The sequence below is a fragment of the Actinomyces sp. Marseille-P3109 genome, assembly GCF_900323545.1.
Lineage (GTDB): Bacteria > Actinomycetota > Actinomycetes > Actinomycetales > Actinomycetaceae > Actinomyces.
The window spans coordinates 2,420,705-2,443,434 of record NZ_OOHN01000008.1 but is presented as its reverse complement, the minus strand read 5'-3'; the positions used below and the strand labels follow the sequence as shown (position 1 = coordinate 2,443,434).

Annotated in this window: 14 protein-coding genes and 2 pseudogenes; 12 read left to right on the top strand and 4 right to left on the bottom strand. The window is 69.5% G+C overall.

Features of this window, described 5'->3' with window-relative positions:
- From BQ8008_RS10580 to BQ8008_RS10545, 8 genes are all read left to right on the top strand, one after another.
- Positions 1-3,417: a DUF499 domain-containing protein gene (locus BQ8008_RS10580; protein WP_108833962.1), complete on the top strand. Its 3,417-nt coding sequence runs from the start codon at positions 1-3 to the stop codon at positions 3,415-3,417.
- 2 nt (positions 3,418-3,419) lie between these two features.
- The gene (locus tag BQ8008_RS10575; RefSeq protein ID WP_234415358.1) at positions 3,420-4,928 is read left to right on the top strand and encodes an ATP-binding protein; all 1,509 of its coding nucleotides are present in this window, start codon (positions 3,420-3,422) and stop codon (positions 4,926-4,928) included.
- Between the two features lie 3 nt (positions 4,929-4,931).
- Positions 4,932-5,924, top strand: coding sequence for a PD-(D/E)XK motif protein (locus tag BQ8008_RS10570; RefSeq protein WP_108833960.1), 993 nt, complete (start codon positions 4,932-4,934; stop codon positions 5,922-5,924).
- Positions 5,925-5,927: 3 nt separating this feature from the next.
- A complete protein-coding gene (locus tag BQ8008_RS10565; RefSeq protein WP_108833959.1) occupies positions 5,928-8,942 on the top strand; it encodes a Z1 domain-containing protein in 3,015 nt (1,004 codons plus the stop codon).
- Positions 8,893-9,402: a very short patch repair endonuclease gene (locus tag BQ8008_RS10560; protein ID WP_234415357.1), complete on the top strand. Its 510-nt coding sequence runs from the start codon at positions 8,893-8,895 to the stop codon at positions 9,400-9,402. Before BQ8008_RS10565 ends, BQ8008_RS10560 begins: the two co-directional genes overlap by 50 nt.
- A gap of 165 nt (positions 9,403-9,567) precedes the next feature.
- Positions 9,568-10,272 carry a class I SAM-dependent methyltransferase gene (locus tag BQ8008_RS10555; protein WP_108833957.1) on the top strand — a complete coding sequence of 235 codons (705 nt, stop codon included), beginning with the start codon at positions 9,568-9,570 and terminating at the stop codon, positions 10,270-10,272.
- 559 nt (positions 10,273-10,831) lie between these two features.
- Positions 10,832-11,059 carry a hypothetical protein gene (locus BQ8008_RS10550; protein ID WP_108833956.1) on the top strand — a complete coding sequence of 76 codons (228 nt, stop codon included), beginning with the start codon at positions 10,832-10,834 and terminating at the stop codon, positions 11,057-11,059.
- Complete coding sequence (locus BQ8008_RS10545; protein ID WP_442778224.1) at positions 11,056-13,278, top strand: hypothetical protein; 2,223 nt, start codon at positions 11,056-11,058, stop codon at positions 13,276-13,278. Before BQ8008_RS10550 ends, BQ8008_RS10545 begins: the two co-directional genes overlap by 4 nt.
- A 47-nt stretch (positions 13,279-13,325) precedes the next feature.
- On the opposite strand, the gene BQ8008_RS10540 is transcribed toward BQ8008_RS10545, so the two are convergent.
- Entirely contained in the window at positions 13,326-13,733 is a 408-nt protein-coding gene (locus BQ8008_RS10540; RefSeq protein WP_108833955.1) for a phage holin family protein, read from the bottom strand.
- A gap of 46 nt (positions 13,734-13,779) precedes the next feature.
- On the opposite strand from BQ8008_RS10540, the gene hisC reads away from it, so the two are divergent.
- Positions 13,780-14,985 carry a histidinol-phosphate transaminase gene (gene hisC / locus BQ8008_RS10535; protein WP_108833954.1) on the top strand — a complete coding sequence of 402 codons (1,206 nt, stop codon included), beginning with the start codon at positions 13,780-13,782 and terminating at the stop codon, positions 14,983-14,985.
- Between the two features lie 150 nt (positions 14,986-15,135).
- On the opposite strand, the pseudogene BQ8008_RS10530 reads toward hisC, so the two are convergent.
- From BQ8008_RS10530 to pgm, 3 genes and pseudogenes are all read right to left on the bottom strand, one after another.
- Positions 15,136-16,298 (bottom strand): annotated as a pseudogene (locus tag BQ8008_RS10530) (YwiC-like family protein).
- A gap of 336 nt (positions 16,299-16,634) precedes the next feature.
- Positions 16,635-17,165: a GNAT family N-acetyltransferase gene (locus BQ8008_RS10520; protein ID WP_108833952.1), complete on the bottom strand. Its 531-nt coding sequence runs from the start codon at positions 17,163-17,165 to the stop codon at positions 16,635-16,637.
- Positions 17,166-17,327: 162 nt separating this feature from the next.
- Complete coding sequence (gene pgm, locus BQ8008_RS10515) at positions 17,328-19,010, bottom strand: phosphoglucomutase (alpha-D-glucose-1,6-bisphosphate-dependent) (RefSeq protein WP_108833951.1); 1,683 nt, start codon at positions 19,008-19,010, stop codon at positions 17,328-17,330.
- Between the two features lie 247 nt (positions 19,011-19,257).
- Here pgm and BQ8008_RS10510 point away from each other — a divergent pair, with 247 nt between their 5' ends.
- The 3 genes and pseudogenes from BQ8008_RS10510 (at position 19,258) to BQ8008_RS10500 (ending at position 22,703) form a co-directional block, all read left to right on the top strand.
- Positions 19,258-19,656, top strand: coding sequence for a RidA family protein (locus BQ8008_RS10510; protein WP_108833950.1), 399 nt, complete (start codon positions 19,258-19,260; stop codon positions 19,654-19,656).
- 306 nt (positions 19,657-19,962) lie between these two features.
- The gene (locus tag BQ8008_RS10505; RefSeq protein WP_108833949.1) at positions 19,963-20,976 is read left to right on the top strand and encodes a DUF5129 domain-containing protein; all 1,014 of its coding nucleotides are present in this window, start codon (positions 19,963-19,965) and stop codon (positions 20,974-20,976) included.
- A 105-nt stretch (positions 20,977-21,081) separates the two neighbouring features.
- A pseudogene (locus tag BQ8008_RS10500) lies at positions 21,082-22,703 on the top strand (DUF5129 domain-containing protein).
- Positions 22,704-22,730: the final 27 nt, after the last annotated feature.

Here is a 22,730-nt window from a genome sequence, read left to right as displayed (position 1 = left end):
ATGTCCGCCACCTCCAACCGGGACCGCATCGGCCGGGCCATCGAGATCCTCTCCGGAGCCCTGGAGCCCTGGATCGCCGTCGCCGTCGCCCCGAAGCTGCCCGCCGCCAGCACCTGGACCGACCTCCTCGCCTGGAAGGACGGCAGGCCGGACAGGACCTACGAACCCTCCGACCCCCAGTGCCAGCTGCGCATCATCACCGAACGCATCGGGAACCTCGGATTCCTCTTCAGCGGGATCCTCTCCCGCGGCGAGCAGAACCTCGCCGGCGAGCTGCGCGAGGTCCGCAACAAATGGGCGCACAATAGCCCCTTCAGCATGGACGACACCTACCGCGCCCTCGACACCGCCGAGCGCCTCCTGCGGGCCATCAACGCCCCCGCCGAGGCCGACCAGATCCGTGCCATGAAACGGGACGCGCTGCACTCCACCTTCGACGCAGCCACCAGGCGCGATACCCGGGCGAGCGCCGTCGCCATGCCCGGCCTCGGGGAGAACGGCCTCGCACCCTGGAAGGACGTCGTCCGCCCCCACACCGACATCGTCTCCGGCAGCTACGGCCAGGCCGAGTACGCCGCCGACCTGCACCAGGTCGCCCACGGGGAGAGCAGTGAGGAGTACGGCGACCCCGCCGGCTTCTTCAAGCGCACCTATCTCACCGAGGGGCTCAAGACCCTCCTGACCATGACCGCCCGGCGGCTGTCCGGGGACCCCAACGCCCAGGCCGTCATCAACCTTCAGACCACCTTCGGCGGCGGCAAGACCCACTCCATGCTCGCCGCCTGGCACCTGGCCGGTCCGACCCCGCTCAAGGACCTCACCCAGGACGTCCAGGAGCTGCTCGCCGACACCGAGATCCCCGACGGGTTCAGGCGCGTCGCCATCGTTGGCAACGAGATCTCCCCCGGGCAGCCCACCACCAAGTCGGACGGAACGGTCGTTCACACCCTGTGGGGCGAGCTCGCCTGGCAGCTCGGCGGCGCCGAGGCCTACGAGCTCGTCGCGCAGGCCGACCGCACCGGCACCAATCCCGGTGCCGCCCTGCGCAACCTCATCAGCCGCCACACCCCCGCCCTCATCCTCATCGATGAGTGGGTCGCCTACGCCCGCGGCCTGTACAGGCGCGACGGCCTGACCGGCGGCAGCTTCGACACCCAGTTCACCTTCGCCCAGGAGCTCACCGCCGCCGTCCAGGGCACCCCCGGGGCCCTGCTCCTCGTCTCCATCCCCGCCTCCGACATCCGCCAGGACGGCACCGTCACCCGCGCCTCCGAGCTCGAGATCGGAGGCGACGGCGGCCGCGAGGCCCTCCAGCGGCTCCAGCACGTCGTCGGGCGCGTGGCCCACAACTGGAGCCCCGCCACCTCCGGGGAGAGCTTCGAGATCGTGCGCCGGCGCCTGTTCACCGACCTCGACGCCGAGGCCATCCGCAAGCGCGACGCCACCGTCAAGCGGTTCGTCGACTACTACCGGGGGCAGCGCGGCGAGCTGCCCTCCGAGACCTTCCAGCCGGACTACGAGCGGCGGCTGCGCGAGGCCTACCCCATCCACCCCGAGCTGTTCGACCGGCTCTACGGAGACTGGTCCTCCCTGGAGCGGTTCCAGCGCACCCGTGGCGTCCTGCGCCTCATGAGCGCCGTGGTCCACTCCCTGGTCCAGGCCGGTGATGATGCCCCGCTTATCATGCCGGGCTCCATCCCCTTCGACGACGACGCCGTCCGCGACGAGATCGCCGGCTACCTCGACGACGCCTGGCGCACCATCATCGAGACCGACGTCGACGGCGAGAACGCCACCCCCCTGCGCATCGACCGGGAACGTGAGTTGTTCGGACGACGGGCACTGACCCGGCGCATCGCCCGCACCCTGTTCCTCGGCTCCGCCGCCACCCTCGACACCGCCCACAAGGGCATTGACCGGCAGCGTCTCTTCCTCGGCGTGGCCATGCCCGGGGACACCCTGGGGAACTTCGGCTCCTCCCTGCAGCTGCTCACCGACCGCGCCACCTACGTCTACAACCAGGGGACCCGGAGCTGGTACGACCGGCAGCCGTCGATCAACCGGATGGTCGTCGACCGGGCCGCCTCCCTCGACGCCGCCGACGTCGCCCGGGAAGCGGTCGACATGCTCAAGGCCATGGCGGCCCGGGCCCCCGAGTTCGTCGATGTCGTCGTCGCCCCACCATCCACCGGGGACGTCCCCGACAAGCAGGGCGCGACACTGGTCATCCTCGGCCCGGACCGCACGGTCGCCGCCAGGAACGGACGGAGCGCCCATGTCACCGGCCCCGGCAGGGAGTTCACCGAGGAATTCCTGCGCCATCGCGGCTCCGCGCCCCGCAGCCACATCAACACTCTCATGGCCGTCGCCCCCGACGAGGGGCGCTGGGACGAGGCCGAGCAGGCCCTGCGCATCCACATGGCGTGGTCGCAGATGGCGAAGGAGGAGTCGATCCGGGACCACGACCTCACGGTCAGCCAGGCCGACCAGGCCCGCCAGAAGGCCCGGGAGACCCGGGGTGCCGCCGAGCGCTCCGTGGCGGGTGCGTGGATCTGGGCGCTCCACCCCGTCCAGGACGACGGCGGCCGCCCCTTCGAGATCGAGGCGCTCAAGATCGAGGGCGACGAGCAGCGGATCGCCGTGCGCGCCGGTCTGAGGCTCGGTAAGCAGGACATCGTCCTGACCGCTCTCACTCCGATGGCTGTGGCCCTGGAGCTCGTGGGGCCGAACCTTCGTGCCCGATGGAACGAAGGCAGGATCACCGTCGGCGAGCTGTGGTCCTTCTTCACCCGTTACCCCTACATGCCGCGCCTCCGGGACCGGAGGGTGCTGGAGGAGGCCATCGCCTCCGTCATGGACGACCTCGGCTGGGAGAGCGTCGGCTTCGCCCTCGCCTCCGACTACGACGCCGAGCGGGGCGACTTCCTCGATCTGCGCCTGCCGCTGGAGGACGAGGCGCCGCGGATCAGCGATACGACACTCCTCGTCGCCCCCGCGCTCGCCCGTGCACAGCGCCGCCGTGAAGAGGAGGAGCAGAGGACTGCCGCAGTGGTGGCGGAGTCGCGCGAGTCCGGACCCGCCGACGACACGGGCGCCGCACCCGACGTCACCGCGGCCCGATCCGCCTCCTCCCGCGATGGGCGCGCCGTCGCCCCGGAGCCCGCCCCGCCGCGCGTCGCCAACTTGAGATTCGAGGGAGTGGCCGAGCTGGACCCCGGGAAGGACATCGCCGCCCAGCTCGCGCTGCTGGCCGAGGAGGTCATCGCCCATCTGAAGTCGGGCGGCGCGGAGATCCTCAACATCGAGGTCTCCATCGATGCGAGCCGGTACGCCGGCTTCGATGCCGACACCGTTCGCACGGTTGCGGAGAACGCCCGCACGCTCGGTCTCAAGCCGGGCCGATTCACCGAGGGGTGACCATGGAGGACATCGCCGTGGTCTCATCCCGGACCGTTCCGCCGGACCCGTCCATCGCGGACGCCCTGGGAGCCCATCACGAGCTCCCCACGGCGCTCGCCGACCTCGTCGACAACTCCATCGACGCAGGAGCCTCACAGGTGTGTATCCGCATCCTCACCGATGACGACTACGTCTCCGGCCTGCTCGTCATCGACGACGGCCGCGGCATGAGCGAGGCCGGCATCGACGCAGCCATGGCCCTCTCCCGCCGCCGCGACTACGGCGAGACGGACCTTGGCCACTACGGGCTCGGGCTGAAGGCCGCGTCTCTGAGCCAGGCCGACATCCTCGACGTTTACGCCCGGGCCATCGGAGGCGTTCCCGTCGGCCGGCGCATCACGAGGGAGGCGCCCACCCTCGTGCAGAGCCTCGACGTCGGTCAGGTGGGCGAGGTCCTCGAGGGGCCCCTGGTGCGCATGGCCGATACCGCGCCGCTGAGCGGGACCATCATCCGCTGGCGGGGGTTCCGCGCCGCAGTGGTGGCGCCGGACCGGGACGAGCGGCGCTCCTGGCTCAGCCGACTCATCGAGAGCATCCGCGGTCACCTCGGCCTCGTCTTCCACAGGATCATCGCCCGGGGGGACGTCGAGATCACCGTCGACGAGTACGACCTCGGCCTGGGGCGGGCGGGGTCCGCGAGACGGGTGCAGGCCCTCGATCCGCTCGCCCTGGATGCCGCCGCCGCGCATCCGTACCGACTCGCCGGTGAGGTCGGCGAGGTCCCCTTCGACCTGACCGCCGTCATCCTCAAGGGCGGCGTGCTTGATACTCCAGGGGTCGAGGTCTCGCGGAGGCTCTCCCCGGCTGAGGGCGGTCAGGGCCTGTACGTCTACCGCAATGACCGCCTGCTGCAGCTTGGTGGCTGGAACTCCGTCATCGACGGCGGTAGGGACTACTCGAATCTGCGCATCTCCATCGATGTCGGCGATGCTCTGCTGGACGTCGTCCGGATCAACCCGGAGAAGAGCGGCGTCGTCCTGGAACCGGAGATGGGGCGGGCCATCCATGCCTCCGTGGGACAGGACATCGGTACATTCTCAGAGCTCCTCGCCTCCGCCCGCAGTGCGGCTACCGAGGGGCGCAGGCGGGAGCCGCGCCCGATCCGACTGGTCGAGCCGGTCGGAGGCCTCAGCCGGGACGTCTACGACGCCATCCAGGACTCCGTCGAGTTCGCCGACGCCGATCCCATCAGGATCCGGTGGGAGCGCATGCCGGAGAACAGATTGGTCGAAGTGGACGGTGAGCGGCGTCTTCTCAAGATCAACGAGCGCCACCGGCGGGTGTACTCCACGAGCACCGATCCGCAGGACGCCCCGCTGCTCAAGACCCTCGTGTACCTGCTCTACTCGGACTTCTTCACGGGGACCTATCTCGGTAGGCGGGAGAAGCAGAGGATCAAGGCCTTCGAGAGAATCATCGAGACGGCCCTCGTCGACGAGCTCCGACGTCGTGGCGCCCAGGAGGAGTAGACCATGACCAAGCATCCCGACGATCGCGACGCGCTGACTCCGGAGACCCTGTCCGCATACTTCGACGCCGGAAACCCCGCTGAGCAGCGACTCGCGGAGGAGCCCCTCTGCATCCTCGGCATCGATCCGTCGCGCGGAGAACTGACGCTGCGCACACCCGCGACTGCTTCGGACATCGATGTCTCCGCCTATCGGATGATCCGTACCGACATCCTCGAGGAGCCGGGGGACGAGACCGTCTGGTTCCGCGTCACCGTCGAGGCCAAGGGCATCGAGTACGAGGCCTACTCCCTCCTCCAATCGGTCACCGATCAGCTCCAACAGGGCGACGACCTGGAGCGGGCGCTCCACGTGGCGCTCGACGCCTTCCGAGGACTGCTCGCCCGCGCACCGCGGCTGAGCGAGGACCGGGAGATCGGGCTGTTCGGTGAACTGGTGGCGCTCGATCGGCTCATCGACGGAGTCGGGGAGACGAAGGCGCTGGCCGCCTGGCTGGGGCCGCGGGCCGAGGAGCACGACTTCGTCCTCGGCGAGGCCGACGTCGAGGTCAAGACCACCCGCAGTGAGCGACGCATCCACGTCATCCACGGCCTCGGCCAGCTGACCCCCACGCCGGGACGGCCACTGCATGTCATGTCGGTGCAGGTGACGGGGGCCGGCGCGGCCGGCAACGGGGAGACCCTCCCCGAGCTCATCGAGCGCATTCGTCGACGGCTGCGGTCCGGGCGCACGGACTTCGACGACAGACTCACCGAGTGCGGATGGGAGGACGCCCAGGCCGACCGGCTCTACACGACGCGCCTCCTGGTCCGCAGTGAACCTCGTTTCTACACCGTCGATGAGGCCTTCCCGGCGATCACCTCCGCAGGACTCTCCCGGATCGTGACCCGCCCCGAACTGGTCCGCAGCATCGACTACCGGATCGACGTCACCGACCTCGAACCCGAGGGAACCGCACCCGCCGAGTTCACCACCGCACCCACGCACGAGGACTGAGACATGAGCATCGACAAGTACGACCAGGCCCTCAGGCAGGCGCTGGACGGCATGGACGCGCCGATGGACCTGTACATCATTGTGTCGGCGTTCCTTCAGGCCGCCGGTGAGAGGATCGAACGGGAAGAGCTCGCTGAGCTCATCCTGGGCACTGATCGCAACGCCCCGGGAAGAAGGACGTTCCACCTCCGGCTCAGCAGATGGGACGCGGAGAGCGATGCCGCCTGGACCGACGGGACCGCCGCCCGCACTCCCGAACGGCGGACAGTAGTCATGAAGCGGCTCGGACTGGACGACGGTGCGGCCTCGCGAATCAGCGAGGTCTTCCCGGTCTTTGTCGACCGGACCAAGGCCATCGTCGCACCCGACTGGACACCCTGGTACAACGAGGAGCGGCGGCGGGCGCACCACTTCTACTGGGACGGCTACCGGTCACTACTGGAGAAGAGACTGCCCCCCGAGGCGGTGGCGAGCATTGACTCGGCCACCAACGACATCGTCGGACGACTCGCCGACCCCTCGGGGGCCGAGCCCTACCAGTCGAAGGGGCTGGTCGTCGGTCACGTTCAGAGCGGCAAGACCGCCAATTTCACCGGTGTCATCGCCAAGGCCATCGACGCGGGGTACCGGCTCATCATCGTACTCACCGGAACCGTGGAGATCTTACGATCCCAGACCCAGCGCCGACTCGATATGGAGCTCATCGGGAGGGAGAACATCCTCGGGGGAATCAGTGAGGAGGACGAGGACCTCCTGGAGGACGTCGACTACGCCAGCACCGACGACGTCGACTGGAAGGCGGGACGGTTCGTGTCCTACGGGGCCGGGTTCACCGATGCGGGCGTGCCGACGATCCTTCGCCTGACCGGCGCTAAGGATGACTACAAGCTACTCAAGGCTGGTCTTGATGCGCTCGATCCTCGGGCCGCGCATGAGCTCAGTAATCCCGCACGGCCCATGTGGCACGTGGACAACATCCATCGGACCCGCGTACGCATCGCCGTCGTCAAGAAGAACAAGACAGTGCTTGGCAAACTGGTCAATGATCTGCGACGCATCAAGGCGCCATTGAACGAAATTCCAACACTCATCATTGACGATGAGGCCGATCAGGCCTCGGTCAACACGGTCAAACCGGACAGTGCCGGAACGCGGAAGGAGCGCACCGCGATCAACCGGCTCATCGCTGAGCTCATGGGCAGGCTGAGCCGGGCCCAGTACGTCGGTTACACCGCGACACCCTTCGCCAATGTCTTCGTCTCACCGGAGGACGCCGAGGACATCTTCCCCCGCGACTTCATCGTGAGCCTGAGCGCCCCGGAGGCGTACCGGGGCGGTCGGGCCTATCACGACTTCGAGGAGCTCACCGATGAGGAGAAGGACGATCCGGCCGTCTCGAACGAGAAGGCCTTCGTCCGCAGTCTGCACGGTGACGACGACACTGATCCGCAGCGCGTGGAGAAGGAGCTGCGCGAGGCCCTGAACGCCTTCGTGCTCACCGGGGCGATCAAGCTGTGGAGGGCGACGATAAGACCTGCGCTGGAGGGTGCCTTCCGCCACCACACGATGCTGGTGCACGAGTCCGTCAAGCAGACGGAGCACGCCGAGCTCGGGGATCGGATCCGTCGCCTGTGGCAGCAGGCAGGATACGGGTCCCCCGCATCGAATGATGCGTTGCGCAAGCTCTTCGATGAGGACTTCGCCATCGTCTCCGCCGCCCGGCAGTGGGAGGACGACCTGCCCCTTCCGGAATCCTTCGAGGACGTGGCTCCATTCATCGGCGAGGTGCTCGACCTCGTCATGGCCGGTGGTACTGACCCGGTCGTCATCGTCAATGGTGACAAGGACCAGCAGTACAACCAGGTCGACTTCCAAAGGGATCGGGTCTGGCGGACCCTCGTCGGCGGCACGAAGCTCAGTCGGGGGTTCACCCTCGAGGGGCTGACCATCACTTATTTCAAGCGCAGGTCGACTCAGGGGGACGCCCTCATGCAGATGGGGCGGTGGTTCGGCTACAGGCGTGGATACCCTGATCTGGTGAGGCTGTACATGGCCAGAAGGATCAAGGGGGCCGGTAACACGACCTATGACCTCTACGAGGCATTCGGAGCGATCATGCGGGATGAGGAGCAGTTCCGTGAGCAGCTCGAGACCTTCGCCAGGCTCGGCGAGGACGGGCGTCCGCTCCTCCGTCCCATCGAAGTTCCGCCGCTCGTCTTCCAGCAGCTGCCGTGGTTGCTCCCTACGAGCCGGAATAAGATGTACAACGCGAAGCTCGATTTCAAGGGGATCGGTGGCGAGCTTCAGGACTTCCCACGGCAGCCCGAGCGCGGACGCGGGGAGACGAATGCGAAGCACTTCGCACTCGTTCGACCGTGGTTCGAGCATGACCTGTTCGGACCGATCGAGTCCTTCGAGTACTGGGACCCGAGGACCGAGCGCATAGGGGAGTTCGACGGGCGGGTCGCCGTCGTCACCGCCGAGGAGATGCTCGCGGTTCTGGAGGGCTTCTCATGGATGGAGCAGTTCGACTTCGGACCCACCCTGGAGATGATCCGCCGTGCCATGGCCGGTGGGAAGCTGAACGACTGGGCGGTTCTCCTTCCCATGCTCAAGGGGGCGTCGGAGAAGACGGTCGACGGGCTTCGGATCCCGATGCTCAAGCGGACCCGCCGTGGTGGCACCCGTGGAGGGTTCTCCGGAAGCTCCTTCCGACAGCGTGACGCCATCGAGACCATCGCTGGAAAGCCCCGCTCGAAGGACAGGATCGCGGGAGATCATGACGCCGCCATCGCCTATCGGACGAGTAGCCGTGGCGCCATGCTCCTCACCTTCGCCGCCGACCCGAAGAACAGTGCCGAGAGGACGCCGAGCCGTATGCCCGAGACGATGACTGTGGCGGACACCGCCACGCTCTTCTCTCTGGCGCTTCCCTATGCGGCCGCGCCCAGAGGGAGTATCGCCTTCAGTGTCAGACGCAGAGATCGGAGCAATGACCCCGTCGTCGACGCCGACTGAGCCGGAAGAGCCACAGCCTCGACGACCGGGACGGGCCGACGCCTCGTCCTGGGCGTCGACGCCGGGCGTGGCCCGGTCCATGCGCGCCAACACGCGTCGGGACACCAAGCCCGAGCTCGCGATCCGGCGACTGCTGCACGCCCGAGGCCTGCGCTACCGCGTGGACATGGCGCCGTGGAGCAACAAGCGCCGGCGGGCGGACATCGTGTTCACGCGCCGGCGCCTGGCCGTATTCATCGACGGCTGCTTCTGGCACGGGTGTCCCGAGCATGCGACGGTGCCGGTGACTAATGCCGACTATTGGCGACCGAAGCTCGCGAGGAACATCGAGCGGGACCGGGAGACCACCGCGATGGCTGAGGCGGAGGGGTGGAGGGTACTGCGGATCTGGGAGCACGTCCCGCCGGAGGATGCCGTGCGGCTCATCGTCCGGGCCCTTGAAACGGGCCGGGACGGATGAACGGTTTCAGCCTGTGCGGTGCGTGAGATGCTCAGGCCACGGGTCCCGGCCGGGAGGCGTCATCGGCTCGGTCCCGGCCTCCGCCGCACGTGCGCGACCTCGTTCGGCCGCTGGGTGAACCGTCGGGCGAGCGACCGGCTGAGCCGGCGCCGGTAGGCTCGCGCCATGACGCAGCCCCACCAGCACTCCGCACCGCCGTCCGACGCCGGCGCGCAGGCCACTGGTCCTCAGCCCGAGGTCGACAACCGGGCTGCCCGCTGGGAGGAGCGCTACGCCTCGGTCGAGCGGCTCTGGTCGGGTCATCCCAACGACTGGCTGCCCGAGCTCGCCACCGACTGGTCCCCCGGGACCGCCCTGGAGATCGGCTGCGGAGAGGGCGCCGACGTCCTGTGGCTGGCCGAACGCGGCTGGCTGGTGACCGGACTCGACCTGTCCGCCACCGCCGTCGGGCGCCTGAGCCGCGAGGCCGAGCGCCGCGGAGTGGCCGCGCGGGTGACCGGCCGGGTGCACGACGCCGGAGACGGCCTGCCGGAGGGACCGTTCGACCTGGTGACGAGCTTCTACGTCCACGGCGGACCCGAGAAGGGCTCCCTCGACCTCGTCGCCCTCCTGTCCGACGCCGCCGCCCGCGTCGCCCCCGGCGGCCACCTGCTCACGGCCGTGCACGCCGTCAACCCGCCCTGGCACACGCATCACGCCCGGACCTACACGGCCGGCGAGCTGGTCGAGGGCCTGGCTGAGGCGACGGATGGCTGGGAGGTCGTCGTCGCCGAGGAGCGCCGGCGGCACGCGACGGGGCCCGACGGTCAGGAGGGCAGCCGGGCCGACGCCGTCGTGTGCCTGTGGAGGCCGGAGAGCCCGTCCTCTTGACGAAGCGTGGGAGCGACCCTGAAAAAAGCCGGGAAAACCCGGGTGGTAGCCGGAATGTGGTGCAAGCAACTCAGAAGTGGCGGGATGGCGCCCATTTCTCAGCATGTTCATAGGAGTTTTCGGGGGGTCCACCCAGGATCACTGGGTTACATAGTTACTGCCGCCGGACGGAACCGGTCACGAGGGTTGGGGAGCCCGACGACTGGCAGGTATCCGAGTTCGGAACGGGTTTTAGGGAGCCCGGACCGGACGTTCTGGCGAAGGAGGATCCGCCTCCCCGGCCTTATGGGAAGCCGGGTAGCAGGAGGACCTCGCGAGGCTTGGGCCCGCGGTCCGGGAAACCGGACCGCGGGCCGAGTCCTTTGTTGAGCGAGTGCCTTCGGCCGGGTCGGCTCGACGACGTCTCGGCGCCCCGGCATGCGGTCCACCAGTTCTGGATCCACCCCGCGGTCTGGGCTCACTTGGCTCCTTGGGGGCCACAGGCGTCGGTTTGCAAGGCTGATCCACAGGGCGGTTCGCGGGCTCTGCGGGCGGCCCGGGGGCGCCCTACCGTCGAGTCATGTCTTTCTCACTGTCTCTATCCAGGATGGACTACGACACCGCAGTCACCCAGTTCCCCTCCGCGGTCCCCGCCAGCTGGGTGGGGGCCGCCTCCATCGCCTGCCAGACGGCGCTCGATAACGCCTCCGGGCTCCTGGCCGCTCTGGCGACGCGCTATGACACGGCGATCTCCAACGTCAGCGCCATCGAGGCCCGCAACTCATCAACCGCAACGAGCCCGTCATGAGCCCGGTACCCGCGGTGAGCTCGGGCAGCTCCTATCCCGCCTCTGAGCAGAAGCCGACCTCCTCGGGGCCGTCAGCAGGCTCGACGTCGAGCACGTCATCGGGTGGGGGCGGACACACGAATGGGGAACCGGTCGGGAACACGGGCAGCTCCTACCCCGCCTGGGCGCAGGATCCCGGAGCGACGGAGCCGCCCTACCATGAGCCGACGAGTGCCGTGCCCGCGGCTCCCGCCGCCCCGTACGACGGTCCGCCCCCGGAGGACGCGGGCCACGCATGGCACATGTGGGGAGGAGCGGTTCCGACGATCGTGTCAGGCGGCAGCGTCTCGGTGAACACGGATGACCTGGATGCCCTCGCCGGCAGTCTCAACCTGACAGCTGGCTCCCTGGAGAATGCTCAGGCGAATGCCCTCCAGGCGATGGGGGAGATTGAGCTCATTCCACCGCTTCCCATGTTGAATGAGGATGGCACCACCCATTACTACACGCCGCCCTACAGTTCCTGGCACAGCAGCGACGGTCAGTGCCTACCGGGGTCGGGCGAGTCAACCACGCTGGTAGGCGGGTCGAGCACCACGACGCTGGCTCAGGACTTCGCCTACAACGACTATATGTGGCGGCAAGGAGACATCGAGTACCAGATGGCTCTCCACTCGATCAACGGTTTGACGCAGGGTGCGGGGAGCCTTTCGGATGTCGCCGCATCGCTGCGCGGCATCGCCTCCGACGTCACCGCCTGCTCCCAGGCCCACACGCTCGCCGAGGGAGGAGCCACCCCCGGCCCCGGTCTCGTGGGCCCCGTGGACATTCGGGCCTTCGACTCAGGATTGACCCAGCTGGCGCTGGGCGTCTCCCTCGCTGCAACGTCCTCGGGTGCCGTCGGCCTGGCGGTGCTGGCGACGACGCCCGGTAGCCCGCTCTACACGCAGCTCGTGAACAACGAGGGCGGCCAGGCCGTCGTCGAGGCCCTGCACCTCCTGCTCGAGGACCCGGACACTGCCCAGTGGGTCAAGGATGACGCCGTGCGGATCGTCCTGCTGACGCTCTGGCTCCAGAAGGCCCAGACCGGCCGGGAGTCGGCCACGATCGAGACCTATCTCAAGCAGGTCTCCGAGCGCCTCGACCCCTGGGTGACCCAGAACCTCCCCGCCCAGGTGGTCGTGGGGACGCAGACCGTGGACACCAAGAGCCTCACTCCCATGCAGCGCGTCACCAGATACCTGGGGCTGAACGCTGCGGCCCTGGGAGCCGAGGTCTACGGGCGCCAGACCGGCATCACGGTCACCCCGGTGGGCGGCAGCGGAGCCACCGTGCTCCCGCCGGCCACCAAGGACCCCCTGGGGCTCGGCAGCCCCGTGCAGGCCGGCATGACCGGCAAGGGCAAGGACTCCAGGTCTCCGCAGAGCATCTCCGAGACGATCACCCACTGCCAGGAGGTGCAGTCCTCCAAGAGCTCCCTGGGGCAGGACTACGACGAGGCCGGCGTCATCTCCATCCAACGGGTCGAGCACGCCGATGGCCGCGTCTCTTGGGTCGTCTACGTCCCCGGAACCACCGACTGGACCGTCGGCGACGGCGAGCCGCAGGACCTGCTCACCAACCTCGAGGGCGTGGGCGGGACCCCCACGGTCATGGAGAGCGCCGTCGTCACCGCCATGCGCCAGGCCGGTATCCAGTCGGGAGACGAGGTCGCCCTCTACGGCCACTCCCAGGGCGGTATCACCGTCTCCAACGTCGCAGCCGACCCGTCGATCCAGGACCGGTACAACATCACCACGGTCCTCACCGCCGGGGCCCCCACGGCGGGCGCCGACATCCCCAACGACGTCCACGCTCTGCATGTGGAGAACACCGGCGACGCCGTCCCCGGGCTCGACGCCGCCCCCACGCCCACCGGCCCTCACCGGCAGGTCGCCATGGTCGACACTCACCAAATGGGTATGGACGGTTACCCCCACGCCTCCGACGTCTACGCGCAGGCCACCGAGGGCCTGGAGGGCAGGGCCCCCGAGCTCGGCGACTGGAGCAGGTCCTTCTCCCGTGCCTCGGGCGCCGGCGAGCAGGGGACGACCACCACCGAGTACACCTTCGCGATCCAGCGCAACACCGACTCCAGCGGGGTGTACCAGGACGGCGCCGGCAACGAGGGCAAGGTGCCGACGTCGGCGCCCTCCTACGAGCTGCCGACGCCGTCCCCGCAGCCATCAGGCGAGCACTAGGGCCGGCTGGAGCCGACTATGGGCGACGCCGGCCGGCGTCGCCAGCGTCAGTCCTCGCGGGGCAGGAGCAACGCGGCGATGATCGAGGAGATCACCGAGACGATGATTGAGCCGACCACCGCAGTGCCGAAGGAGGACACCTCCAGCCCCAGCGGCACCGAGCCGCCGGCGCCCAGGGCCTCGATGCGATCGGTCAGCCAGCCGGCTAGCAAGAGCATCGCGCCGTTGACCACCAGGGCGAACAGCCCGAAGGTGACGATGTAGAGCGGAAAGGCCAGGAACCTCGCCACGGGCTTGACCAGCGAGTTCACCAGCGCCAGCACCAGGCCCAGGACCGCGAGGTTCAGCCACATCTGGGTGGTGCCCACCCCCTCGGGCACGCTCAGCCCGGACAGGAGGCGTGTGGCCAGCCACAGGCCGGCCGTGTTGCCGATAGTTCGTGCCACGATCTCCATGGCCGCATTGTGCCAAGCGAACCTGGGCTGATGCCAAGATGGGGACATGACTCCCGCAGCGACTCCAGCGACCGGCGAATCCGACCCCCCGGAGGCCCCCGTGATCCCGAGGCCGACGCCGACGGAGTCCGGCACGACCACCCCCGGCGCCCCCGTGACCGCCGAGTCCTCGACGACGGTCCGCATCCGCCCCGACGTCGCAGCCCTGCCCGCCTACGTGCCCGGGGCCCGGCCCGACGCCGCAGGCCCGGTGGAGATCGCCAAGCTCTCCTCCAACGAGCTGCCCTTCCCGCCCCAGGACTCGGTGGTCGAAGCCATCTCCCGTGCCGCCGCGGGGGCCAACCGCTACCCCGAGATGACCGGGGAGACCCTGACGCAGGCGCTCGCGCGCCGGTGGGGCGTGGAGGTCGAGCAGGTCGTCGTCGGCAACGGGTCGGTCGCCCTCATCCAGCACCTCCTCGACGCCGTCTGCCAGCCCGGCGATGAGGTCGTCATCCCCTGGCGCTCCTTCGAGGCCTACCCGATCTGCGTCGCCGTCGCCGGCGCCAGGGCCGTGCGCGTCCCGCTGACCCGCGACGCGCGCCACGACGTGCCCGCCATGCTGGCGGCCATCACGCCCCGCACCCGCGTGGTCATGGCCTGCACCCCCAACAACCCCACCGGGACGATCCTGACCGCCCGCGAACTGGCCGAGCTCGTGGCCGGGGTACCGCGCCACGTCGTCGTCCTCATCGACGAGGCCTACCTCGACTTCGTCACCGACCCCGAGGCCGGCGACGCCCTCACCCTGCTGGCCGGTGCCCCCAACCTCGTGGTCTCGCGGACCTTCTCCAAGGCCCATGCCCTGGCCGGGATGCGCGTGGGCTACCTCATCTGCGAGCCGGGCCTGGCCGCCGCCATCCGCTCTGTGTCCACGCCCTTCGGGGTCAACCTGCCCGCGCAGGCCGCCGCCCTCGCGGCGCTGGGGCAGGCCCAGCTGGCCCGCACGGCCGAGCGCTCGGCCGCCATCGCCGCCGAGCGAGACCGGGTGGTCGACGCTTTGCGGACCCAGGGCTGGGAGGTGCCCGAGGCCCAGGGCAACTTCTTCTGGCTGGGTGTGGGTGCGGAGACGACGGCGCTGGCCGAGCACTTCCGCACCGCCGGCATCCTCGTGCGCCCCTTCGCCGGTGAGGGCGTGCGGGTCTCGATCGGGACGACGTCGGACAACGAGAGGGTCCTGGCCGCGGCGGCAGCCTGGCGCGCTGCGCACTGAGGCCCGCACGGCTGAACGGCTAGCTCGGAGCGCCCTGCTGACGGCGTCGGGCAGCGTCTGCCTCCAGGTGACGTTCGGGGCGGCTGTTGCCCTCAGATCACGATTGTCGCCGCGTTGCCGGTCGTGCGGTCCGAGCCGAGCGGGCAGCCGTTACTGCGACACCGAGATGGTCACCAGGAAGGCGAGGCACATGACGACCTCGACGACGCCCATCGTGCCCGGGCGCAGCGGACGGTGGCGCCGGCGCACCAGGCTCCACTGCCACAGTGGCATGACCAGCGAGCGCACGACCAGCACCACCCAGAGGACGGCGTGCCCCCACGGCAGCATCCCCCGCGACGCCAGCCAGATCGTCACCACCGCGACCGCCGCGTGCGCCGCCACCGTGCCGGCCAGCAGCACGTAGTTGAAGCGCTCGCGGATCATCGACTTGATGTAGGGGACCGTCCCGCAGAAGTAGGCGGCGGTCAGCGCCGTCACCAGCCACATCCAGGACCACCCCGTCAGCGCGCCGTTGGGGGAGGACCCCGGCAAGGGGGCGCTCGGCGTCCCCAGGCCCAGGAACCCGCCGTCGCCGCGCACCCCCAGGCTATAGGTGACGGCCGCCATGAGGGAGGCGGCCGCCGTCGTCGACAGTCCCGAGATCAGGGAGCGCTCGTGCCCGCTCCACACCTGGTGCAGCGCGATCACGAACAGCGGCAGCAGCGGCACCACCCACTGGATGAGGTAGGGCGCCACGAGCAGGGTGATGAGGGCCAGGGAGACCGTCCAGCCGGTGTAGACCAGGAGCGGCAGCATGATGAGGGCGCGCTTGCGGGCCGAGCGGGTGCGCAGCCACTGCGACCAGCACCAGTAGGTGAGGTAGCCGCCCCACCATGCCGGCAGGAACAGGATGTTCACCCAGCTAAAGCCGCCCACGACCCAGCCGACGATCGGAGGCAGCACCAGCATCGACCAGGCCCCGTGCTGGTTGGGGACCCAGGCCTTGCGGCCGGGCTGGCGCCGGATCTGCTCCTGGGTGGGGGCTTGGGGCGCTCGGTCTGCCGGGGGCGGCCGGTGGCCAGCATGATGTCGTCCTGCGGGCCGGGCCGGGACTGCTGGGAGGGGGCCCGGCGCGGCAGGTTGGTGCTCGCCGACGTCAGGGCGGCGCCGTCGGCCGAGCCGGCCGTGGGGCTCTCCAGGGAGCCGGTGGACTTGGAAGACGCAGGGGACCCTGCCGATCCGGCGGTCTCCGTAGGGCCTGCGGGGTCGGTAGGTGTGGAGGAGTGCTCGGCGTGGTGCTTGGACGGCCTCGACGGGCGGGACTGGCTCACACCCGTCACCCTAGTCGTTTGCCCCGCCCCGCGGCCGGGGATATTTTGCGTCGGTTGAGCCGTTCGGCATCGTCCTCCTTGCGGGTGGAGACATGTGACGCCGGCGAACCGCCGTCTGCGCGTACGGGGACATTTTCTTGCAGCCGGGGAACTTCCACGCGTAAGGGTGCAGGATTCCTGTCCCCGACGGCGTCGAATGACCCCGCCCGGCGCCGATCGCACCCGCCCGCGCAGAATGTCCCCGGCGGGAGGCGGGCGTGTCACGCAGGCGCGAGGCCGGAAGGCACGCGGGCGGCCGAAGGCGCCGCGGTCGCGGTCAGGCCGGCGTGCCGCCGATCAGGCCAGGGTGAGCCGCATCTGGTGCCAGGGCATGCTGCCGTGGTTGGAGGCGGACAGGCCCTCGTCGACGAAACCGAGTCGTGCGTAGAAGGGCACGAGGTCGTCGAGGCAGGTGAGCACCAGCCCCTGGCGGCCGTGGGTGCGCGTCGTCTCGATGACGGTGTGCAGCAGGCGGGTGGCCAGCCCCTGCCCCTGGGCGGCGGGCGCTGTGGCGACGCCGAAGATCATCTGCCAGGCGCCGTCGGGGTCGTACATCGAGGCGTCCTCGTACATCTCGTCGCTCAGGTCGCGCTCGTTGGTGCACAGGCCGTTGACCAGCGCCAGCAGCGTGCCGCCCTCATCCTCGATCAGCCAGAAGTGGTCGGCGTAGCTGGCCATCCGCTCGGCGATCGTCGTTGGACTGGCTGCCTGCTCGGGCGGGAAGCAGATGGCCTCCAGAGCGGCCGCCATGGCCGCGTCCTGTGCCTGCCCTGCCGGGTCCGTGCGGGCCGTGCGGATGTGCAGGATCGTGGAGTCGCTGATGTCCATACCTGCATTCTGGCCAGTCGGCCGCCCGACGTCGAACGCTCACCCACTCCTCCGCGGCCAGGGGCATTCCACGCGTACGGGTGCAGGATTCCTATCCGCGACGGCGCCGAATGCCCCCGACCGCGAAAAGAGGTGTGCGGGCGGGCTGTGGGTGCGGAGGCCTCAGTCGCCCAGGGCCGCGGAGACCACCTGCTTGGCCTCCTCCTGGACCTGCGCCAGGTGGTCGGCACCCTTGAAGGACTCGGCGTAGATCTTGTAGACGTCCTCCGTGCCCGAGGGGCGGGCGGCGAACCAGGCGTCCTCGGTGGTGACCTTGAGCCCGCCGATGGCGGCGCCGTTGCCGGGCGCGTCGACCAGCCGGGCGGTGATCGCCTGGCCGGCCAGCTCGGTGGCGGTCACGTCCTCGGCGGCCAGGGCGGCGAGCTTGGCCTTCTCCTCCTTGGTGGCGGCGGCGTCAATGCGCGCGTAGGCGCTGGCACCGAAGCGCTCCACCTGCTCCTCGTGCAGCTGGGAGGGGGACTTGCCGGTGACGGCGATGATCTCGCTGGCCAGCAGGGCCAGGATGATGCCGTCCTTGTCCGTGGTCCACACGGTGCCGTCCTTGCGCAGGAAGGAGGCTCCCGCGCTCTCCTCGCCCCCGAAACCGATCGAGCCGTCGAGCAGCCCGGGCACGAAGTGCTTGAATCCCACCGGCACCTCGATGAGGGTGCGGCCGATGGCGGCGGCCACCCGGTCGATGAGGCTGGAGGAGACCAGCGTCTTGCCCACGGCGGCGTCGGCGGGCCAGCCGGGCCGGTGGGTGAAGAGGTACTCGATGGCCACGGCCAGGAAGTGGTTGGGGTTCATCAGCCCGCCGTCGGGGGTGACGATGCCGTGGCGGTCGGAGTCGGCGTCGTTCCCGGTGGCGACGTCGTAGGGGGTTCTGCCCTCGGCGTCGGGCGTCATCGTGGAGCGCAGTGAGGCCATGGCGTTGGGGGAGGAGCAGTCCATGCGGATCTTGCCGTCCCAGTCCAGGGTCATGAAGTGCCAGGCCGGGTCCACCTCGGGGTTGACCACCGTGAGCTCCAGGCCGTAGCGCTCGCCGATCGCGCCCCAGTAGTCGACCGAGGCGCCGCCCAGCGGGTCTGCCCCGATGCGCACGCCGGCCTCGCGGATGGCGTCGAGGTCGATGACATTCTCCAGGTCGGCGACGTAGGTCTCCAGGTAGTCGTGCTTGATGACGTAGGGGCCGTCGAGCGCCTCGGCGACCGGGACGCGGGGGACCTCCTGCCAGCCCGAGGCCAACAGCTCGTTGGCGCGGTCGGCGATCCAGCTGGTGGCGTCCGAGCCGGCCGGGCCGCCGGTGGGCGGGTTGTACTTGAAGCCGCCGTCGCGCGGCGGGTTGTGGGAGGGCGTCACCACGATGCCGTCGGCCAGGCCCGGCCCGGCGGTGCGCACGCCGGCCTCGGTGCCGGCGCCGTTGGCCAGGAGGATGGAGTGTGAGACGGCCGGGGTGGGCGTGTAGGAGCCGCGCGCGTCGACGGCGGTCATGACGCCTGCACCCGAGAGCACCTCGATGGCGGTGCGCCAGGCCGGCTCGGACAGGGCGTGGGTGTCGCGCCCCAGGTAGAGGGTGCCGTCGGTGCCCTGGGAGCGGCGGTACTCCACGATGGCGGCGGTCGTGGCCACGATGTGGGCCTCGTTGAAAGCGGTGTCCAGAGAGGAACCGCGGTGCCCGGAGGTACCGAAGACGACCTTCTGAGTCGGAACCGAGGGATCGGGAACGAGATCGTAGTAGGCGGAGACGACCTCGTCGACGTCGATGAGGTCTTCGGGCTGTGCTGGCTGTCCTGCGCGTGCGTGCATGGGGCACAGTGTGTCACGTGCCACTGGTTGAATCAGCCCGTTTCGCTGTGCGAAACACTGGCCGTTCTGAGGCTGGGACGTGGGGGCGGCAGCCGGCCGGCTCCCGACGTCAGCCGGGCCTCGGGGCATGGGTAGTCTGGGCCGGGCGCTCGACGCCGTGCTGCTGCGCGGCCCTACCACCGCGCCGCCCACCAGCAACGACCCAGGAACGCGACCGCACCCGAGTGTCCAGGAGGAACGAGGAACCATGACCGCCAGCCGTATCGCCACTGCCAGCGCCCCCGCCGCCGTCGGCCCCTACTCCCAGGGTGTCTCGACCGGTCAGGAGGCCGGTTCGCTCGTCTTCGTCTCCGGCCAGGTGCCGCTCGACCCGGCCACCGGTGCGATTGTCGAGGGCGATATCCAGGCCCAGGCCGAGCAGGTCCTCAAGAATGTGGGTGCCATCCTGGCCGAGGCCGGGCTCGGGTACGACGACGTCGTCAAGACCACGGTCCTGCTTGCCGACATCGCCGACTTCGCCGCCGTCAACGAGGTCTACGCCCGCTACTTCACCGGTGAGACGCTCCCGGCCCGGGCCGCCTTCGGCGTCGCCGCCCTGCCGCTGGGGGCCGGCGTCGAGATCGAGGCCATCGCCGCCCGATCCTGAATCGGTCCTGGGCCGGCCCCGGGTCGGCCTACTGCACGAGGGTGGGGGTGTACTGGCCAAGGGTTGTGCCTACTGCACGAAACCCCCACCCCTGTGGAGTGCAGCCGAACCTCTCCCAGTAGCCCCCGACCCTCGTGCAGCACAGGCCAGGCCGACCCGGATGACTGCGGGAGGCCAGGACGGCCGTCCCGTGTTGCTCTCCCCATGGCAAGCGGCCTGATCGCGGGGAAGGATGAAGCATGGATGGTGGCCGCAGGATCGCCGGTCCCCATGACCCCGTTTCGAGGCGCAGTGAGAGGAAGACGGATGCCACGCACGCACCTGCCCCTCAGCGTTCGTCTGGGCGGGATCCGCTCGCTGCTGGCCTTCTGCGTCACCATGACCGCCGGCCTGGCTCTCGTGCTGCTCTCGCCGGTGGCCGCGGCGCTCTGGGCGCCTGCCCTCCTGCCCGCCTCGATACTGCTGGCCCTGCCGAGCGCAGGCGGTCTCAGCTACTACCTGTGGCGCGGTTTCTCGGCGCGACGTCTGGCCGAGCAGGCTCTGCGCCACTACTCGCAGGTCACTCACGACTACGAGGCCACCGAGCTTCAGGCGCGCCTCATCCCTGAGGGTGAGGCCCACGGCGCCCGGGTCATGGCCCACTACCGCTGGTTCCGCGACGAGTACGAGAGCCTGACCCGGGCGTGGCAGGACCTCGGCAGTCCCCGGGGTGCCCAGTGGTTCGATCCGGGGACGCTCAGGCGGGTCTCCGAGCTCGAGCGACGCTCGGCCGCACTGGAGTCGACCGACGACGTCATCGCCGGTAACGCCGCATTCCTGAGTCTGTCCTCCAGCTGGGAGCGGATCTGGTACGACGAGCAGCGGCCAGTCCTTCAGGACCTCAACCTGCTCCAGGGCCTGTGCCAGCAGATCGACTCCCTCGTCTTCGCGCCCGGCGGCACGGTGGAGGCGCGAGAACAGGTCCGCGCCCACCACCAGCGTCTCACCGAGATGACCTCCGAGCTGTCCGCCGGCCAGCTGCAGCCCTCGGCGGCGCTCGACGAGCTCGCCTGGATCTCCGCCGATGTCCACCGGTCGGTGAGCAGCCTGGCGCTCCGTGCGGCCAGCGCCGGCCCGTCCCTTGGTCTCCCCGGCACCGAGGTGCAGCGTTGGCGGAGCGCCGACGAGTGGCTAGACGTCGTCGGAACCGTCGTCGGGCCCGGAGAAGGAGTGCCGGACCACCACTGGGCCGACGGCTGCACCACGACCTACGCGGGTCCCCGCCCACATGCGCCGGCCCGCGCGGGCTTCCTCGGGGACGGGACGTTCCCGGGCTCCTGACGCCGGCGGCAGGGCCAGCACCCGTCACAGCCACCCGCTGGGGTCCATCCCCGGCGTATGACACCAGTGAATGCAGAGGAGATCAAAGAGAACCGAGGGAGACAGATGCATCAGTCCCGTATCGTCGGCCTGGGCAGAATCTGGTCGGTGACGGCCTTCACCGTCAATATCGTGGCGAGCCTGGCCCTTATCTCGGTGCTGCCGATCATGATCATCTGGCCCTTCGGCGGCAGCCACCACCCCAGCGTGGAGGTCCACGACGAGGCCGGGATACTCCAGACCGAGCCGCTGGTCAAGGAAATCCAGGCGATGCGGTTCCGCCACGACGTCCACGTTGCCGTGCTCACGGTCCCGGGCTGGGACGTCGACAACCTCAACGACGCGGTGCTGGAGTACGCCCGCTCGCACTCGGGTGACACCGATGTCCCGTGGATCTCGACGTCGAACTCCAACTACTGGAGCGATGGCCTGGTGATCCTGGCGGTCGCCCCGGAAGCACGGAAGGTGGGCTGCTACTTCGGCGAGGACGTCGCGGTCCCCCTGGACCAGCAGGCCGCCATCCAGGACGCCGCCAAGAACCAGTACCGGCAGGCCGACTGGTACGGGGGCACCGTCTCCATGGCGGCCAAGACCGCAGACGTCATCGGCCGGCCCGGTGGCGGTGACGTGGGCACGACCTACGTCCTGCCCGGAATCTCGGCGCTCGTGGGCTTCGCCTGGCTCTTGTACTACCTGTGGCGCGGCTTCACGGCGCGACGCCGGGCGCGCGAGGCGCTGCGCCACTACTCGCAGGTCACCCACGACTACGAGACCACCGAGCTCCTGGCCGGCACGATCCCCGAGGACGAGCCGCACGGGGCCCAGGTCATGGCCCGTTACCGGTGGTTCCGCAACGAGTACGAGAAGGTCACCCGTTCCTGGCAGGACTTCGGCAACCCCTACCGCACCCAGTGGTTCGGCATCTCAGTGCTGAGGCGGGCCACCAGGTTGGAGAAGCACTCCGAACTCCCTCGACGACGTCATCGCCAACACCGCGACCTTCCTGAGCCTGTCGCCCGGCTGGGAGCGAGTCTGGAGCAATGAGCAGGGGCCGGTCCTGGAGGACCTGCAGTCGCTGCGGCGCCTGTGCCACCAGGTCGACAGCTCCGACGTCGCCAACAGAGGCACGATACCGGAACGTACCAAGGAGGAACGCGACTGGGTTCGCTCCCGTAAGCAGTGCCTGGACGACATGACCTCCGGGCTGGAGAACGGCTCCCTCCGGCCCTCGGACGCGCTCGACGAGCTCGACGAAATCGCCAGCGAGACGAAGATGAAGGCGACCCGGCTCGCGCGTGAGGCCATCGACGCCGACACCTCCAGGTACGCCGACGAGCGTCGTCAACGCTACGACTCGCACTCGTCCAAAGCATCCAAAGAAGCCGCCTACGCCGGCTACTGGTACCTGGACGGTGGGCACGGCAGTTACAACCCGCACTCGACGATCCGCCTCAACCCCTCCTCGCCGGCGATCTTCGTCCTCGGCTCGTCCGACTCAGGCTCCGGTGGCGGCGGGTCGTTCAGCTCCTTCACCCCGGTCTCCGACCTGGTGGTGGGCTACGACTCGGCCTCCTCCTGCACGCCGTCGAGCAGCTCCGGAGGGTCCGGCTCCAGCTTCTCGGGTAGCAGCTTCTCCGGCGGCTACAGGCGGTGGCTTCTCCGGGGCCGGCTCCTCCTCGAGCTTCTGAGCCGGGTGTGCGCCTGGGGCTGCCGGC

Bases quoted from the DNA above. Each gene is read 5' to 3' on its own strand.
- BQ8008_RS10575 (WP_234415358.1), top strand. From the start codon at position 3,420: ATGGAGGACATCGCCGTGGTCTCATCCCGGACCGTTCCGCCGGACCCG.
- BQ8008_RS10540 (WP_108833955.1), bottom strand. From the start codon at position 13,733: ATGGAGATCGTGGCACGAACTATCGGCAACACGGCCGGCCTGTGGCTG.
- hisC (WP_108833954.1), top strand. From the start codon at position 13,780: ATGACTCCCGCAGCGACTCCAGCGACCGGCGAATCCGACCCCCCGGAG.
- BQ8008_RS10565 (WP_108833959.1), top strand. From the start codon at position 5,928: ATGAGCATCGACAAGTACGACCAGGCCCTCAGGCAGGCGCTGGACGGC.
- BQ8008_RS10505 (WP_108833949.1), top strand. From the start codon at position 19,963: ATGCCACGCACGCACCTGCCCCTCAGCGTTCGTCTGGGCGGGATCCGC.
- pgm (WP_108833951.1), bottom strand. From the start codon at position 19,010: ATGCACGCACGCGCAGGACAGCCAGCACAGCCCGAAGACCTCATCGAC.
- BQ8008_RS10580 (WP_108833962.1), top strand. From the start codon at position 1: ATGTCCGCCACCTCCAACCGGGACCGCATCGGCCGGGCCATCGAGATC.
- BQ8008_RS10570 (WP_108833960.1), top strand. From the start codon at position 4,932: ATGACCAAGCATCCCGACGATCGCGACGCGCTGACTCCGGAGACCCTG.
- BQ8008_RS10510 (WP_108833950.1), top strand. From the start codon at position 19,258: ATGACCGCCAGCCGTATCGCCACTGCCAGCGCCCCCGCCGCCGTCGGC.
- BQ8008_RS10550 (WP_108833956.1), top strand. From the start codon at position 10,832: ATGTCTTTCTCACTGTCTCTATCCAGGATGGACTACGACACCGCAGTC.
- BQ8008_RS10520 (WP_108833952.1), bottom strand. From the start codon at position 17,165: ATGGACATCAGCGACTCCACGATCCTGCACATCCGCACGGCCCGCACG.
- BQ8008_RS10555 (WP_108833957.1), top strand. From the start codon at position 9,568: ATGACGCAGCCCCACCAGCACTCCGCACCGCCGTCCGACGCCGGCGCG.
- BQ8008_RS10545 (WP_442778224.1), top strand. From the start codon at position 11,056: ATGAGCCCGGTACCCGCGGTGAGCTCGGGCAGCTCCTATCCCGCCTCT.